Source organism: Stenotrophomonas sp. STEN087 (genome assembly GCF_056759115.1).
The window spans coordinates 139,537-154,288 of the sequence record NZ_JBRRCR010000001.1 but is presented as its reverse complement, the minus strand read 5'-3'; the positions used below and the strand labels follow the sequence as shown (position 1 = coordinate 154,288).

15 protein-coding genes are annotated in these 14,752 nt (G+C 68.3%); 11 read left to right on the top strand and 4 right to left on the bottom strand.

Annotated elements, in window-relative coordinates:
• Positions 1-180: 180 nt before the first annotated feature.
• The gene (locus ACVOK1_RS00730; RefSeq protein WP_481560739.1) at positions 181-657 is read right to left on the bottom strand and encodes a MerC domain-containing protein; all 477 of its coding nucleotides are present in this window, start codon (positions 655-657) and stop codon (positions 181-183) included.
• A 32-nt stretch (positions 658-689) separates the two neighbouring features.
• Here ACVOK1_RS00730 and ACVOK1_RS00725 point away from each other — a divergent pair, with 32 nt between their 5' ends.
• The 8 genes from ACVOK1_RS00725 to ACVOK1_RS00690 all read left to right on the top strand — a co-directional run bounded on the left by ACVOK1_RS00725 (position 690) and on the right by ACVOK1_RS00690 (position 7,402).
• On the top strand, positions 690-1,229 hold the full coding sequence (locus ACVOK1_RS00725) for a ZrgA family zinc uptake protein (protein ID WP_481560738.1): 540 nt from the start codon (positions 690-692) through the stop codon (positions 1,227-1,229).
• Positions 1,226-1,921 (top strand): ABC transporter ATP-binding protein, encoded by a 696-nt coding sequence (locus ACVOK1_RS00720; protein WP_481560737.1) that lies wholly within the window; start codon positions 1,226-1,228, stop codon positions 1,919-1,921. Before ACVOK1_RS00725 ends, ACVOK1_RS00720 begins: the two co-directional genes overlap by 4 nt.
• A complete protein-coding gene (locus ACVOK1_RS00715) occupies positions 1,914-3,167 on the top strand; it encodes an ABC transporter permease (RefSeq protein WP_481560736.1) in 1,254 nt (417 codons plus the stop codon). The genes ACVOK1_RS00720 and ACVOK1_RS00715 overlap by 8 nt, the downstream gene beginning before the upstream one ends.
• Positions 3,168-3,170: 3 nt before the next feature.
• Complete coding sequence (locus ACVOK1_RS00710) at positions 3,171-3,722, top strand: DUF3299 domain-containing protein (RefSeq protein ID WP_481560735.1); 552 nt, start codon at positions 3,171-3,173, stop codon at positions 3,720-3,722.
• On the top strand, positions 3,712-4,371 hold the full coding sequence (locus ACVOK1_RS00705; RefSeq protein WP_481560734.1) for a DUF3299 domain-containing protein: 660 nt from the start codon (positions 3,712-3,714) through the stop codon (positions 4,369-4,371). Before ACVOK1_RS00710 ends, ACVOK1_RS00705 begins: the two co-directional genes overlap by 11 nt.
• Complete coding sequence (locus ACVOK1_RS00700; RefSeq protein WP_481560733.1) at positions 4,371-5,120, top strand: hypothetical protein; 750 nt, start codon at positions 4,371-4,373, stop codon at positions 5,118-5,120. The genes ACVOK1_RS00705 and ACVOK1_RS00700 overlap by 1 nt, the downstream gene beginning before the upstream one ends.
• Before the next feature lie 195 nt (positions 5,121-5,315).
• Positions 5,316-6,848, top strand: a complete 1,533-nt coding sequence (locus ACVOK1_RS00695) for an MFS transporter (RefSeq protein ID WP_481560732.1) — start codon at positions 5,316-5,318, stop codon at positions 6,846-6,848.
• 5 nt (positions 6,849-6,853) lie between these two features.
• Complete coding sequence (locus ACVOK1_RS00690) at positions 6,854-7,402, top strand: TetR/AcrR family transcriptional regulator (RefSeq protein WP_481560731.1); 549 nt, start codon at positions 6,854-6,856, stop codon at positions 7,400-7,402.
• Positions 7,403-7,606: 204 nt separating this feature from the next.
• Here the strand turns inward: ACVOK1_RS00690 and ACVOK1_RS00685 are convergent, their stop codons facing one another.
• Complete coding sequence (locus tag ACVOK1_RS00685) at positions 7,607-8,464, bottom strand: AraC family transcriptional regulator (RefSeq protein ID WP_481560730.1); 858 nt, start codon at positions 8,462-8,464, stop codon at positions 7,607-7,609.
• 76 nt (positions 8,465-8,540) lie between these two features.
• Between ACVOK1_RS00685 and ACVOK1_RS00680 the strand changes: the two genes are divergently transcribed.
• Positions 8,541-9,107 (top strand): carboxymuconolactone decarboxylase family protein, encoded by a 567-nt coding sequence (locus tag ACVOK1_RS00680; RefSeq protein WP_481560744.1) that lies wholly within the window; start codon positions 8,541-8,543, stop codon positions 9,105-9,107.
• 53 nt (positions 9,108-9,160) lie between these two features.
• Here ACVOK1_RS00680 and fdhD read toward each other — a convergent pair whose 3' ends face one another.
• Positions 9,161-9,994, bottom strand: coding sequence for a formate dehydrogenase accessory sulfurtransferase FdhD (fdhD, locus tag ACVOK1_RS00675; RefSeq protein WP_481560729.1), 834 nt, complete (start codon positions 9,992-9,994; stop codon positions 9,161-9,163).
• A 183-nt stretch (positions 9,995-10,177) separates the two neighbouring features.
• Between fdhD and ACVOK1_RS00670 the strand changes: the two genes are divergently transcribed.
• A complete protein-coding gene (locus ACVOK1_RS00670; RefSeq protein ID WP_481560728.1) occupies positions 10,178-12,460 on the top strand; it encodes an FdhF/YdeP family oxidoreductase in 2,283 nt (760 codons plus the stop codon).
• 132 nt (positions 12,461-12,592) lie between these two features.
• On the opposite strand, the gene bla is transcribed toward ACVOK1_RS00670, so the two are convergent.
• Positions 12,593-13,444, bottom strand: a complete 852-nt coding sequence (gene bla, locus ACVOK1_RS00665) for a subclass B3 metallo-beta-lactamase (protein WP_481560727.1) — start codon at positions 13,442-13,444, stop codon at positions 12,593-12,595.
• A gap of 121 nt (positions 13,445-13,565) precedes the next feature.
• Here bla and ACVOK1_RS00660 point away from each other — a divergent pair, with 121 nt between their 5' ends.
• A complete protein-coding gene (locus ACVOK1_RS00660) occupies positions 13,566-14,732 on the top strand; it encodes a low temperature requirement protein A (protein WP_481560726.1) in 1,167 nt (388 codons plus the stop codon).
• Positions 14,733-14,752: the final 20 nt, after the last annotated feature.

Sequence of the window (14,752 nt, the reverse complement as noted above, 5' to 3'; positions counted from 1 at the left end):
TAATACTATTGCGCTTTGTGTCGTCTGCGCAACTTATCCGGCCGTGCGCCCATGCGGCCGTTGGGTGTTCACGTGTTTTTATTGTGGTTATGAGGTGTGTCCCGCGATGCGGCGGCCACTACCGGGCATCGCGCGTAGACGGAGATCCGGTAGTGCCGGCCGCTGGCCGGCATTCCGCCGTTACCGCATGCGGCGCAATGCCCGCCGGTTGAGGATGTGGGCGGTGGCCAGCAACACGCCGCCACAGGCGGTCGCCACGCCGTGCCAGACCAGTGATTCCTTCAACGGCATGTACAGCGACGACGCCAGCAGCGCGACCGCGCCGCAGGCCGCCAGCCGCAGCGGCCGCCACTGCTGGTGGCGACGCCAGCCCGACACGGTGCTGGCCATGGCCACGGTGGAGGCGACCACGGCAAACACCCATTCCCAGCGCGACATCACCAGCAGCGCGGTCATCGCGCCGTGGGCCGGGTGCTGGAACGAGCGCAGGGCCATCATCGCCGCCGGCACGAAGGCCAGCAGCAGGGGCAGGGTGATGCAGTGCGCGGCGCAGGCCAGGGACAGCCAGGCGCCGGCCAGGTCGAGACGGGGGTGCCAGCGTGCCGAAGCTGGCGGCTGGGGCATTGTCCTTGCGGGCGGCGTGGGGATGTGGTCCATAATGTTACATAGTAACAATGATGGAGTCCCCCATGAAGCGTTCCGTTTTGCTGTTCCTGTTGTTTGCCGCCCCTGCCGTGCACGCACACGACGTGCGCCAGCTCGGTGCCCACGTGCATGGCCAGGCCACGGTCGACCTGGCGGTGGATCAGGGCACCCTTGAACTGGCCCTGCAGGCGCCGGGTATCGGCATCCTCGATTTCGAGCGGCCGCCGGCCAATCCCACCGAACAGGCGGCGCTGGACGCGGCACTGGCCACGCTCAAGCGCGGCGACTGGTTGACCCTGCCCACCGCAGCGCAGTGCACGCCGCTGAAACGTGACGCGCACGCGGAGGGCTTTGCCGCCGCCGCATCCACCACTGCCACTGCGCCGGCCAAACATACGCATGCAGGCTTCAACGCCGAGCTGCGCTACCAGTGCGCCAATCCGGCCGCGCTGCGCGTGCTGGTGCTGGCCTTGCCGAAGGTCTTCCCGAACCTGCACGAGGTCATCGTCAACAGCGCGACGGCGGCCGGCCAGAGCCGAACCGTGCTCAACGCTGACAACCTGCGCGTGGTGCTCGCCCCATGAACACCGCCGCGGTGATCGCGCTGGAGCAGGTGCGTTTCAGCTATGGCGGGCGCACCGTGCTGGATATTCCGCAGCTTCGCATCGCCGCCGGAAGCAGCGTGCTGCTGCGCGGCGCCAGCGGTTCGGGCAAGAGCACCCTGCTGGGCCTGCTGGCCGGTGTGCTGCGCCCCGAACAGGGCGAGGTGAGCGTGGCCGGCACGGCCGTGCACACACTGAAGCCGGCGGCGCGCGACCGCTTCCGCGCCGATCATCTCGGCGTGATCTTCCAGCAGTTCAACCTGCTGCCCTTCCTCAGCGTGCGCGACAACATCGCGCTGGGCCTGCGCTTCGCGCCCGCGCGCAGCGCTCGGGTCGGTCGGCCGATGGATGATGAAATCCTCCGCCTGCTGCAGGCCCTGCACCTGGACCCGGACCTGCTGCAGCGTCGGGCCGGCACCCTCAGCGTCGGCCAGCAGCAGCGCGTGGCCGCGGCGCGCGCGTTGATCGGTCGCCCGGCAGTGCTGCTCGCCGATGAGCCGACCTCGGCACTGGACCGCGAAGCGGCCACCGCCTTCCTGCAGCTGATGGCCGCGCAATGTGCCGCGGCCGGTACCACCGCGGTGGTGGTCAGCCATGACGACAGCCTGCAACCGCTGTTCGACCGCGTCGTGCAGCTGCAGGACATCAACCACGCCGGAGCCGCCCATGTTTGAACTTGCCTGGGCCAGCCTGCGCAGCCGTGCGCTGAGCGTGTCCTTGACCGTCCTGGTCATCACCCTCAGCGTGACCCTGCTGCTGGGCGTGGAGCGTGTGCGCGTGCAGGCGCATGAGGGTTTCGCCAGCACCGTTTCGGGCACCGACCTGATCGTTGGCGCGCGCTCGGGGCCGGTGAACCTGCTGCTGTACTCGGTGTTCCATATCGGCGACCCGACCAACAACGTGTCCTGGCAGTCCTACCAGGAACTGTCGACACTGCCGCAGGTGAAGTGGGCGGTGCCGCTGTCGTTGGGTGATTCCTGGCGCGGCTACCGGGTGATCGGCACCACCGGTGGCTATTTCGAGCATTACCGCTACGGTGCGGGGCACACGTTGGCCTTCGCCGGGGGCAAGCCCTTCGATGATCTGTACGACGCGGTGGTCGGCGCCGATGTCGCCCGCGCGCAGGGCGTGCAGGTGGGCGATGAGATGGTGCTCGCCCATGGCACTGCTGCGGTGACACTGGCCAAGCATGCCGACAAGCCATTCCGCATCAGCGGCGTGCTGCAGCGGACCGGCACGCCGGTGGATTCGTCGGTGCTGGTGTCGTTGCCTGCGATCGAGGCCATCCATGTGGATTGGCGTTCGGGCGTGCAGCTGCGCGGGCACAAGGTCAGCGCCGAGGAGGCGCGGCACCTGGACCTGACTCCGACCAGCATCACCGCCTTCATGCTCGGCCTGAACTCGCGCATCGCGACGTTCTCGGTGCAGCGCGCGATCAATGACTACCGCGACGAGGCACTGCTGGCGATCCTGCCCGGCGTGACCCTGCAGCAGCTGTGGCAGTCACTGGGCACGGCCGAGAGGGCGCTGCAGCTGATCAGTGCAATGGTCGTGCTGCTGGGCCTGGTCTCGCTGGTGGCGCTGCTGGTGTCGACCCTGCACGAGCGGCGTCGCGAGATGGCGGTGCTGCGCGCCACGGGTGCGCGGCCACGCTACATCGCCAGCCTGCTGGTGCTGGAAGCGGTGGCGACCAGCGCCATGGCCTGCGTGCTGGCGTTGGCCATCCTGGTGGCCGCCAGCCTGGCCGGGCGCGGCTGGGCACTGGCGAATTTCGGCCTGTCGATCACCCATGTCTGGCCGGACCTGCGCGAGCTGGTGTGGGTAGGCGGGGTGCTGGTGCTGAGTGCCGTGGCCGGCCTGGTACCGGCATTGCTGGCCTATCGGCGCACCTTGGCCGACGGCCTGTCGGCGGGAGCCTGAGCGATGCGCGCGTGGCTTTCCCTTGTCGTGATCCTGCTGCTGGCCGGCTGCAAACGTCCGGTGGATACCGGCGTGCAGGCCCTGCCGCCGTCGCCTGTGCAGGACGGAGCGACAACCCAAACGGCTGCCGAGCAGGAACTGGACTGGCTGCAGATGATGCCCGCCGACGAACTGGCCGCCTTGGAGCGGGGTGACGGGCCGGAAGTGAAGCACAACGGCAGCCGGCGCATGGCCCAGTTCGGCACCTTCCGCACGGTGGATACGGTACTGGACCGCGCCGTGCGCCTGCCCGGTTACGTGGTGCCGCTGGCCAATGCCAGCGATGGCCGCCTGACCGAGTTCCTGTTCGTGCCGTACTACGGCGCCTGCATCCACGTGCCGCCGCCACCCCCGAACCAGATCGTGCACGTGCGGTTGTCGCGGCCGATCGACATGCCGGACATGTACTCGCCGTTCTTCCTCGCCGGCACGCTGCGCGCCGAGCGCGTGGACGACGAGCTGGCCGGTTCGGCCTACACCATGGCAGACCCCGAGTTGAGGCCCTATGAACCGTAACGCCTGTGTCCTAGTGCTGATGGTGTTGGCCGGTTGCAGTCGACCCGGCGGTGATGTGCCCGACGCGGCGGCCGACCCTGCAACCGCCACGGCGACATCCGATGCGGCGAGCACGCCGGACAAGGCGGCACCGGCTGATGGCGCGATCACGGCCTGGAATGCCTTGATGCCCGAGGAGGACGCATTCCTGCGCCCGCCGCCGCAGATCGGCATCGACCGCAGCGGCGGCATGGGCGCGATGTCCGGCGTCGGTGGGCTGATCGATGACACGGGTTCGGGCACGCCGCCAGGCGCGGCCATCGATCACTCCAGCCCCGACCGTGCCCAGCAGTTCGGCTCAGCCGCCGTGGTCGACGACGTGGACGGTCGCGAGGTCGACCTGGACGGCTACGTGGTGCCGTTGGGCATGGACGATGCCGGTGCGGTGAACGAACTGCTGTTCGTGCCGTTCTACGGCGCCTGCATCCACGTGCCACCGCCGCCACCGAACCAGATCATCCATGTGACCCTGGCCAAGCCGATTGCACTGGGCAATCTGTGGGACGCCTATCGGCTGTCGGGCCATCTGCGGATCAAGCGCTTCGAGGCCGACATCGCCAGCGCGTCCTACGATGCGGATGCGGCCACGCTGACGGCGATCGGCAGCTGATGCGGCGCGCGCACTGGCTGGGGGTCGGTGCGGTGGCGCTGCTGGGCGGTGCCGCGCTGCTGGCGTGGCAGCGCTGCGCGCCGCAGGGGCGTCCGCCGTCCGTCGCGTTCCCCGCACCGGTGCCCGCGCTGCAGGCCGACATCGAGCGGCACCTGCGCGAAGATCGTGCGTTCCGTGATGACGTGGTTTTCCTGCTGGCGGCCACCGTGCGTGATCGCTGCGTTCCCGCCGAGGCCGGTGTGCTGGCACGGATGGCCAACCGCGCCGCGTTGCCGGTGCTGGGTTCGGTCAGTGCGGTGACCGCGCAGGATCGTCGGCTTGACCGGCCGATCTACCAGTTCATCCAGCACCGCGCCGACAGCACGGACTGCGGTGCACCGCTCCAGTTGCCCGCCTCAGGCGCGATGCCGCTGCAGGTGGACGTCGAGGAGTACGCGCGCAGCTTCCCCGACAGCTATTACGACCCGGCGCACAGCAGCGTGCCGCGCGACTTCGGCGGCCGCAGCCTGGTCGAGCGTGCAGGCAATGCCTGCAACAGCGTGGTCTATTCGGTGCTGCCGCTGGGCCCGGGGGACTGGCGCTGCAGCATGCTGCGGTCCAACGCGCGCAGGCGCGTGCGGGGTGCCTGCGAGAGCGAGCTGCAACGCCAGCACGGCAGTACCGGCGGCGAGCTGGACATGGCCGTGGGGCAGGGCATGCAGGGGGCGGTCGTCGCGGCCATCGCCGCCTTGCCGGAAGGCTGCCGGTAACCGGCTTTTAGAGTCGAGCCATGCTCGACTGCCGTCGCTTATATAGAGCCGAGCCATGCTCGGCTGCTCCTGAACAGTCGAGCATGGCTCGACTCTACCAAGGCCAAAGCTGAACCGCGCCAGCGCCGGCCCTCATAACTATACAGTACATCCTGTATAGTTATGGCCACCCCATACCCTCTCCTGGTGTGTTCCATGGCGCTCTCCCAGCCCCTGGCCGGTGCTCCGGCCCTGTCCCGTGCCCGTCGCTGGGCGCTGCTCTTCACCGTCGCCGCCGGCCTGCTGCTGGTCACGCTGGACAACTCCGTGCTGTACACCGCGTTGCCCACCCTCACCGAGGAACTGTCGGCCAGCGCCGGGCAGGCGCTGTGGATCATCAACGCTTACCCGCTGGTGATGGCCGGCCTGCTGCTCGGCGCCGGCACCCTGGGCGACCGGCTGGGCCATCGCCGCATGTTCCTGATCGGGCTGGTGGTGTTCGGCATCGCCTCGCTGGCAGCCGCATTCTCGGCCACACCTGCCCAGCTGATCGGCGCGCGTGCCTTCCTGGCGGTAGGCGCGGCGGCGATGATGCCGGCCACCCTGGCACTCATCGGCCTGAGCTTCCACGAGGAGCGTGAGCGCAACATCGCCATCGCGATCTGGGGCTCGGTGGCGATCGTCGGTGCGGCGCTCGGCCCGATCATCGGTGGCCTGCTGCTGCAGCACTTCTGGTGGGGTTCGGTGTTCCTGGTCAACGTGCCGGTGGTGCTGGTGGCGTTCATTGCAACGTTGCTGCTGGCCCCCGAAGGCCAGCGCGATACTTCGCGCCCGTGGGATCTGCTGTCCTCGCTGCTGGCGCTGGCGGCACTGTCCGGCCTGGTGCTGGCGATCAAGTCGCTGATCGCCACGCCGCCTTCTTATGCACTGGGTGCCGGCGCGCTGCTGCTGGCGCTGGTCAGCGCGGTGGCCTTTGCGCGCCGCCAGCAGCGCCTGTCGTACCCGCTGCTGGACTTCGCGATCTTCCGCAATCCCGCCTTCCTCGCCGGCACGCTGTCGGCGGTGTTCACCCTGTTCGCACTGGCTGGCCTGCAGCTGGTCACCACCCAGCGCTTCCAGCTGGTCGCCGGCTTCAGTCCGTTGCAGGCTGGCCTGCTGGTCTCGGTGGCGGCGCTGGGCAGCCTGCCGAGTGCACTGCTGGGTGGCAGCATCCTGCACCGGGTCGGCCTGCGCCCGATGATCTGTGGTGGCCTGGCCACCGGCGCGGTGGGCGTGGCCGTGGTCGCGCTCGGTTTCCCGCATGGCCTGGGCTGGGTGGTGGCGGGCATGGCGCTGACCGGCGTCGGCATGGGCGCGGCGATCTCGGTCGCGTCCACCGCCATCCTCAACAACGTGCCGGCGCACCGTGCGGGCATGGCCTCGTCGGTGGAAGAGGTGTCCTACGAATTCGGTGGCCTGCTGGCAGTTGCGCTGCTGGGCAGCCTCGGTGCAGCGATGTACGGCGCCTTCCTGCCCGATGCGGCGGACATGCCGGCCGCGGCGCGCGAAGGGTTCAGCCAGGCACTGCACGTGGCGCGCGAAGGCGGGCAGGGTGCGTGGTTCGCGCAGGCGGTGGCCGCCTACGACCGCGGGTACCAGATCGTGCTGCTGGTCATCATGGCGGTGCTGGCGGCGGGTGCAGCGTTCCTCGCGCGAGTGCTGCGCGGGCGCGTGGGTGGCCGCGACGGCGCAGGTGATCGCGTAAAGTAACGGCAATGAGAACCAGCAAGCGCGACCGCATCCTCGACGCCGCCGTGAGCGTCATCAACCGTGACGGAATCGGTGCCGTCACCTTTGAATCGGTGGCGGCCGAGGCGCAGCTGACCCGCGGCGGCCTGCTGTACCACTTCCCCTCGCGCGAGGCGCTGCTCCGCGGCATCGACGAACACCTGGTGAAATCCTGGGAGGCATCGATGGAAGCGCTGCTCGGCAAGCGCGCCGAGGAGGCGACCACGCTGGAGCGCTACCGGACCTTCGTGCGGGTGTCGGCACAGAGCGCGACCCGTGCCGAGCTGATGTTCATGCTTGAATCGATGGACCCGGAAGCGGGCGAACGCCCGTGGGGCCCGGTGATGAAGCGCTGGGCGCCGTCACCCCCGGCCAAGGCCGTGGCCGACCCGGCCGCGCTGGATAATTTCGTGGCACGGCTGGCCGCCGATGGGTTGTGGATCTACGAGGCGATGTACGAGGGTCAGCTGGATCCCGAAGTACGCGCGCAGGTGACCGAGCGGATTGCCGGATTGTTGTCGGCAGGCAAGCCCTAGCGCCCCTGCTGCCGTTTGTAGAGTCGAGCCATGCTCGACTGGCGTCGCGTCTGTAGAGTCGAGCTTGCTCGACTGGCTCTTGTAGAGCCGAGCCATGCTCGGCTGCCGTCGCGTCCGTAGAGCCGAGCCATGCTCGGCTGCTGCTTGCAGAATCAGTCGAGCATGGCTCGACTCTACATAAGCGGTTGTCGAGCAAGCTCGACTCTACATGGGCGCGGCCTGCGCCAGCCACGCCCGGGGCGATACCCCGATCCGCTTGCGGAACGCCTTCGACAACGACGCGGTATCGGCAAAACCGACCTCCACCGCAACCTGCTTCACCGGCGCGCCCGCTCGCAGCTGCGCGCAGGCCAGGCTCAGCCGCCAGTCCAGCAGATAGCTGGCCGGGGTGGTCTGCATCACTTCCTTGAACACCGCCGCGAACGCGCTACGCGAGAGCCCGGCGATCGCCGCCATCCGCGGCAGCGTCCATTCCTCCTGAGGTGCCTGGTGCAGCGCGACCAGGGTGCGGGCCAGGCGTGCATCGGACAAGCCGCGCATCAGGCCATGGCTGACCCCGGCCGCATCCGGGTGGTCGACCACCCAGCGCAGCACCTGGATCAGTGCCACTTCGAACAGCCGGTTGGTCAGCAGCCTTGAGCCGCAGCGCTGGCGGTCGGCCTCGCCGAACAGCAGCTGCAGGGTGCCATCCAGCTCGCCGATGTCGGCCAGCGGCACCACCATCACCGGCGGCAGCGACTGCACCACCGGGTTGCGCGCGCCCCCATCGAAATCCAGCGTGGCACAGGTGAAATCCGGGCCATCCAGCGGTGCGTTGAGGAAGGTGTGCTGCAGCGGCTGCGGGTACAGCAGCAGGCTGGGCTGGTCGATCCGCAGGCGCGAGGGCAGGCCCGCCTCGGCATGGCGCACTTCCATCTCACCCTTGCGCAGGATGTGCAGGAACGCGCGGCCCGGCTGCGGGGCGAACTCATGTCGCCCGCACAGGGGGCCGGAGTGGAACAGCGCGGCCTGCACGCGGAAGCGCTCGAGCAGGGCGGACAGACGGTCTGGGGGAGTGTCCATGGACGAATGGATAACCGATGCGGACAAATGTGGGAGATTCGTCCTGCGAGACTACCTACGATGACCCCATCGTCCAATCCCGGACGCGTTACCGAAGGAAACCGCCAAGTCCCGTATCGCCCTGATCGACGCTGCCAACACCACCCCTGACCGCCAGGCCCTGCTGGGCCAGGTCCACGCCGCCTTCGGCGCCACCCCGGCCATGTTCCGCGCCGTGGCCAACTCGCCAGCCGCCCTGGCCAGCATGTGGGGCTCGTTCGGCGCCCTCGGTGGCGGCCGCGTCTCGCCGCTGCTGGGTGAGCAGATCGCCGTCGCCATCGCCAACCGCAATGCCTGCGAGTACTGCCTGGCCGCGCACACCGCACTGGGCCGCAAGGCCGGCGCCAGCAGCGAGCAGATGGCTGCCGCCCAGGTCGGTCAGTCCAGCGACACGGCCACCGCCGCTGCACTCGCCTTCGCCCTGAAGGTGGTGGAGAACCGCGCGCAGATCGGCGACGCCGACGTGCAGGCGCTGCGCGACGCCGGCTTCGACGATGAGCTGATCGTCGAGATCCTTGCCCACGTGGCGCTCAACCTGTTCACCAACTACGTCAACGTGGCGTTCGACGTGCCGGTGGACTTCCCGAAGATCGCGCTGCGCTGAGGCCTGTGCAGGCCCGGGTGGCAACGTGCCGCCCGGGCTGCAGGAACCCGGCGTTACGGCGCCTGCAACCGCTCGGGGTGGGTATACACATTGAACCCGCCATCGCGGGCGAACCCCACCAGGCACAGGTCGGCGTTGCGGGCCAGGTCGATGGCCAGCGCCGTGGGCGCTGAGACTGCCGCCAGCACGCTGGCACCGGCGCGCGCCGCCTTGCTGACCATCTCGTAGCTGGCGCGGCTGGAAATGACCAGCAGGCCGCCTTCGCTGCTGTGTCCGTTGTGGTGCAACGCGCCGATCAGCTTGTCCAACGCGTTGTGGCGGCCGACATCCTCGCGTATCCAGCCGATGCGGCCACCGGCATCGGCCCAGGCAGCGGCGTGTGTGGAACCACTGACGGCATTCATCGGCTGGTGCTGGGCCAGGCCGGCCAGGGCGCGTTGCAGTGCAATGGGTGAGTACGCGCGGCGATCACCTACCGGCGGCAGCGGTCGCAGCACGTCCTCCAGCTGCCGCGAGCCGCACAGGCCGCACCCGCCCCGGCCCGGCAGCAGACGACCGTCGGACGGGTCCAGCGCCGCACCGGGCGCGTCGGCGGCAACGGTCATCTTTAGTTCGATGCCTTCCAGTTGCACCTGCACCTCGATGGCCAGCAGCTGCTCCGGGCGCGCGACCAGGCCCTCGCTGAGCGAGAAGCCCATCGCGAAGTCCTCCAGGTCGCAGGGCGTGGCCATCATCACCGCGAAGGCCGCGCCGTTGTAGCGCATCGCCACCGGTACTTCCTCGGCGATGAGGTCGACCCGTTCGTCCTGCCCCGTTTCACGCCAGCGCTGCAGGGTGCGCAACGCAGTACCGGCAGGCGGCGGAGAAGGCGGGGTCGATGCGGGCATGCAGTACGTCCTGGGTGGAGCACGAAGGCCATCTACCGTTGCAGGATAGCGCAGCGGTCAGGGGAAGACGCCGTTGTAACTGTTGCCGTGGCAGGCTGGCGCCCCTCAACCGGGTGATGGCGCGACGGCCGTGGTCGTGCTTGACTGGCCCCGGTCCCTTGCGCGCTACCAGGTTGCCGAGCCATGTCCGAACAGAAGCCGCCGCGATACACCTCCTACAACCAACCGGCCGGTGGCTGGGGTGCGGCCGGGGCGACGGCCAAAGTGCTGCTGCAGCAGAGCGTGGTCGGCAAGGGCTCCAAGGCGCTGCTGGCGATGAACCAGCCGGGCGGCTTCAAGTGCCCCAGCTGCGCCTTTCCCGACGCCGACCATCGGCGGAAGTTCGAGTTCTGCGAGAACGGTGCCAAGGCATTGGCCTGGGAGGCGACCGAGCACCGTGTAACGCGTGAGCTCTTCGCCGAACACACCGTCAGCGAACTGATGGAACAGAGCGACTACTGGCTGGAGATGCAGGGGCGGCTGACCGAGCCGATGCGCTACGACGCGGCAAGCGATCACTACGTGCCGTGTACCTGGGACGAGGCCTTCTCGCTGATCGGCCAGCACCTGCGCGCGCTCGACCATCCCGACCAGGCCGAGTTCTACACCTCCGGGCGCACGCCGAACGAAGCGGCGTTCCTGTACTCGATCTTCGTGCGTGAGTTCGGCACCAACAATTTCCCGGACTGCTCCAACATGTGCCATGAACCCACCAGCCGCGGCCTGCCGCCGGTGATCGGGGTGGGCAAAGGCACCATCGTGCTGGACGACTTCGAGCATGCCGAGGCGATCTTCGTGATGGGCCAGAACACCGGCACCAATTCGCCGCGGATGATGAGCAACCTGGTGGAAGCGCGCAAACGCGGCATCCCCATCGTGGCGGTCAACCCGATGCCCGAGCGTGCGCTGATCCGCTTCACCGAGCCGCAGGACATCGTGCAGATGGCCACGCTGGGCTCGACCGAGATCACCAGCGAGTTCGTGCACGTCCGCATCGGCGGCGACCTCGCCTTCATCAAGGGCATCATGAAGGTGATGTTCGAGCGCGAGGCGCAGGGCGAGAGCGTCCTTGACCACGCCTTCCTGGCCGAGCACACCCTGGGCCTTGATGCGCTGCGCGAGGACGTGATGGCGCAGGACTGGGACGAGATCGTTCGGGTGTCGGGCATCGCCGAGGTGCAGATCCGGCGCTGCGCGGATATCTACATCCGCTCGCAGGCCACGGTGATCTGCTACGGCATGGGCCTGACCCAGCATCAGTATGGCTCGCGCCTGCTGCAGCAGGTGGCCAACCTGCTGTTGCTGCGTGGCAATTTCGGCAAGCGCGGCGCTGGCATCGGCCCCATCCGTGGCCACTCCAACGTGCAGGGCGACCGCACCGTCGGCATCGACGAGAAGCCCAAGCCGGCCTACCTGGACCGGGTGCGCGAGGTGTTCGGCTTCGATCCGCCGCGCGCGAATGGCCATCACGTGGTCGAATCCATCCAGGCCATGCTGGACGGACAGGCCAAGGTGTTCATCGGCCTGGGCGGCAATTTCATCCATGCCGTGCCCGATACGCCGCGTGCCTACGAGGCGATGCAGCGGCTGGAGCTGACCGTGGGCATTGCCACCAAGCTCAACCGTGGCCATCTGGTGCATGGCCGCGATGCGCTGATCCTGCCGGTGGTGGCGCGCTCGGAATGGATCCGCACGCCGGCCGGCGAGCAGTTCGTGACCATCGAAGATGCGATGTCCAATGTCAGCGCCTCGCGCGGCGTGCTCGAGCCGGTCAGCGAACACGTGCTCCCGGAAGTGGAGATCGTCTGTCGCATGGCCATGGCCACGCTGCCGGACAGCCGGGTGGACTGGGCGTCCTGCATGCACGACTACGCGCCGATACGCGAACTGATCGCAGCGGTCTACCCGGAGATCTACGCCGGCTTCAATGAGCGCATCCAGCAGCCACATGGCTTTCATCTGGACATCGCGCCGCGCCGTCGGGTGTGGCCGACAGACACCGGCAAGGCAAACATCCTGGTGATGCCCGGCCTGGAGGTGAATGACATCGTGGACGACCCGGACATGCTGCGCCTGGCCACGGTGCGGTCGCACGATCAGTACAACACCACCATCTACAGTTACAGCGATCGCTACCGTGGCGTCTACAACGATCGCAACGTGGTGTTCATGAACATCGAGGACCGGCTGGCACGTGGGCTCGGGAAGGAAGCGCGGGTGAGCCTGGAGACCATCGCCGGCGATGGCGTGGTACGGCGCATCGAGGGCCTGACCGTACTGGACTATCCGATGCCGCGCGGCGCGCTGGCCGGCTACTACCCGGAACTGAATCCGCTGCTGCCGCTGGACTACCATGACCGCATCAGCGGCACGCCGGCGGCCAAATCGATCCCGGTGCGGGTGCGCGCGATGGCCGAGGTGCCGTAGCGGCCTGTGCTTTCCGTAGAGCCGAGCGATGCTCGGCTGCCCTTGCCTTGTGTAGAGCCGAGCCATGCTCGGCTGCTCCAGAACAGTCGAGCATGGCTCGACTCTACAAAGGCCAGTCGAGCAAGCTCGACTCTACCGGGCCAGGGCTGCGTCGAGCTTCTGCTGCGCGGCATCCGCATACGCACCGCAGGTCACCGCCTTGGCGCCGGCCGCAGCCCCCGCCGCATAGTCCCAGCCACTGGCTCCCGGGTGCGGGGTCAGCAGCACGTCGCAGGGCAGGGCGCGCACGGTGGCGAAACTGCGGCGGAAGTCCTCGACCAGATGCGGGTAACGCGGGTTGTCCTTCAACGTGTAGCCCGGCGCACCCAGGCTGTCGGCGTAGGCGATGCGCACCGGCTTGCCGTTACGGGTATCCGTCCAGGTCCAGGCCGTGCTGCCCGGGGTGTGGCCCGGCACGAAATGCGCGGTGAAGCGCACGCCGCCGACGTCGACGGTCTCGCCATCCATGATGATGCGATCGACCTGGGCCGGCGGGAAGGCGAAACGATCGCCGAAGTGCAGGTCATCACTGCCACCACGGGCCAGCAGCACCGCCGATTCCGCATTGGCCACTACGCGCGCGCCAGTGCGGCGCTTGAGCTCGGCCACCGACCCGGCATGGTCGGCATGGGCATGGCTGAGCAGGATCACGCGCAGGTCGGCCGGGGCCACGCCGCGCAGCTGCAGGTTGTGCAGCAGGTGATCGGCCATCTGTGGCATGCCGCCGTCCAGCAGTACCGCCCCCTGCGGGGTCTGCACCAGCAGCGAGGTGAGGTTGGCGGTACCGATCTGCCAGGTGTGGTCGGCAATCTGCAGCGGGGTGATCGGCTGCAGCCAGGAGGGATCAACGGTGTAGGCCTTCAGCTGCGGCAGCGCCGGTTCGGCGGCATGGGCGGCCAGCGGCAGGCAGGTGGCAAAGGCGAGGGCAAGAGGCAGCAGGCGCATGCGGAAAGGTCGCGGGTGAAGGTGCAACGACGCTATCACGGCCCCTTCTTTTCCCGTTTCGCGTATTGCTCATGGCTGCAATAAGCGCGATGGTTGGCTCGGCCACCGATCAGGAGTTTCCATGGTTCCCGGCATCCGTGTTCCCGCCTTGCGCCGCCGCGACGGCCACCACGCGCGGGTGACCTACGAAGAGCTGTTCTTCGATCTGGTCTACGTCTTCGCCGTCACCCAGCTCAGCCATCACCTGCTGCACCACCTGGGCGTGCTCGGCGTGCTGCAGACGCTGGTGCTGTGGTTCGCGGTCTGGCTGGGCTGGCAATACGCGTGCTGGGTCAGCAACTGGTTCGATCCGCAGGCGCCGCGCATCCGCGGCCTGCTGTTCACCACCATGCTGCTGGCACTGCTGATGTCCTCTTCCACTCCGGAGGCATTTGGCGAACGCGCCTGGGTGTTCGCCGGGGCCTACGCCACGATGCAGGTGGGGCGCACCGCGTTCGTGCTGTGGGAAGTGGGCCGCCACCACGCGCTGGCGCCGAACTTCCGCCGCATGCTGGCCTGGGTGATGGTGTCGGCATGCTTCTGGCTGGCCGGTGCGGCAGTCGAGGGCAACCTGCGGCTGGGCCTGTGGACGTTGGCGGTGGCCTGCGAGTACCTGTCACCGATGTTCGGTTTCGCCTTTCCGGGGCTGGGACGCTCGCACACGCGCGAATGGACGATCGAGGGCGGGCATCTGGCCGAGCGCTGCCAGCTGTTCGTCATCGTCGCATTGGGCGAAACGCTGCTGGCGACCGGCGGCGTGCTCAGCGAAGCCGGCAGCTGGAACGGCGACATCGTGTCGGCGGTGCTGGCCACCTTTGCCGGCACCCTGGCGATGTGGTGGCTGTACTTCGGCACGTCCAGCCAGGATGCCACCGACACCATCACCCGCTCTGCCGATCCCGGTCGCATCGGCGCCTACTTCCACTACGTACACGCGTTGCTGATCGCCGGCATCATCGCCACCGCGGTTGGCAACGATCTGGTGATGGACGCGCCGGAGGAAGGCGTATCGCTGGCGCACGCGGCGATGCTGGTGGCCGGGCCGCTGATCTACCTGCTGGGCAGCGCGCTGTACAAGCGCGTGGTGTATGGGCGGATGCCGCGCTCGCACCTGCTGGGCGCCGTCCTGCTGCTGGTGATGGGCCCGCTGCTGCCGATGACCCATCTGCTGGCCGCCGGTTGGCTCACCAGCGTGGTGCTGCTGCTGGTGGGGCTGGTCGATACGCGGATGCAGCGGCGAACGGTGTAGCCCTGTCGTCGGGAACAGCG

Excerpts from the sequence above, each read along its gene's own strand:
- ACVOK1_RS00730 (WP_481560739.1), bottom strand. The coding sequence starts at position 657 with ATGGACCACATCCCCACGCCGCCCGCAAGGACAATGCCCCAGCCGCCA.
- ACVOK1_RS00725 (WP_481560738.1), top strand. The coding sequence starts at position 690 with ATGAAGCGTTCCGTTTTGCTGTTCCTGTTGTTTGCCGCCCCTGCCGTG.
- ACVOK1_RS00720 (WP_481560737.1), top strand. The coding sequence starts at position 1,226 with ATGAACACCGCCGCGGTGATCGCGCTGGAGCAGGTGCGTTTCAGCTAT.
- ACVOK1_RS00715 (WP_481560736.1), top strand. The coding sequence starts at position 1,914 with ATGTTTGAACTTGCCTGGGCCAGCCTGCGCAGCCGTGCGCTGAGCGTG.
- ACVOK1_RS00710 (WP_481560735.1), top strand. The coding sequence starts at position 3,171 with ATGCGCGCGTGGCTTTCCCTTGTCGTGATCCTGCTGCTGGCCGGCTGC.
- ACVOK1_RS00705 (WP_481560734.1), top strand. The coding sequence starts at position 3,712 with ATGAACCGTAACGCCTGTGTCCTAGTGCTGATGGTGTTGGCCGGTTGC.
- ACVOK1_RS00700 (WP_481560733.1), top strand. The coding sequence starts at position 4,371 with ATGCGGCGCGCGCACTGGCTGGGGGTCGGTGCGGTGGCGCTGCTGGGC.
- ACVOK1_RS00695 (WP_481560732.1), top strand. The coding sequence starts at position 5,316 with ATGGCGCTCTCCCAGCCCCTGGCCGGTGCTCCGGCCCTGTCCCGTGCC.
- ACVOK1_RS00690 (WP_481560731.1), top strand. The coding sequence starts at position 6,854 with ATGAGAACCAGCAAGCGCGACCGCATCCTCGACGCCGCCGTGAGCGTC.
- ACVOK1_RS00685 (WP_481560730.1), bottom strand. The coding sequence starts at position 8,464 with ATGGACACTCCCCCAGACCGTCTGTCCGCCCTGCTCGAGCGCTTCCGC.
- fdhD (WP_481560729.1), bottom strand. The coding sequence starts at position 9,994 with ATGCCCGCATCGACCCCGCCTTCTCCGCCGCCTGCCGGTACTGCGTTG.
- ACVOK1_RS00670 (WP_481560728.1), top strand. The coding sequence starts at position 10,178 with ATGTCCGAACAGAAGCCGCCGCGATACACCTCCTACAACCAACCGGCC.
- bla (WP_481560727.1), bottom strand. The coding sequence starts at position 13,444 with ATGCGCCTGCTGCCTCTTGCCCTCGCCTTTGCCACCTGCCTGCCGCTG.
- ACVOK1_RS00660 (WP_481560726.1), top strand. The coding sequence starts at position 13,566 with ATGGTTCCCGGCATCCGTGTTCCCGCCTTGCGCCGCCGCGACGGCCAC.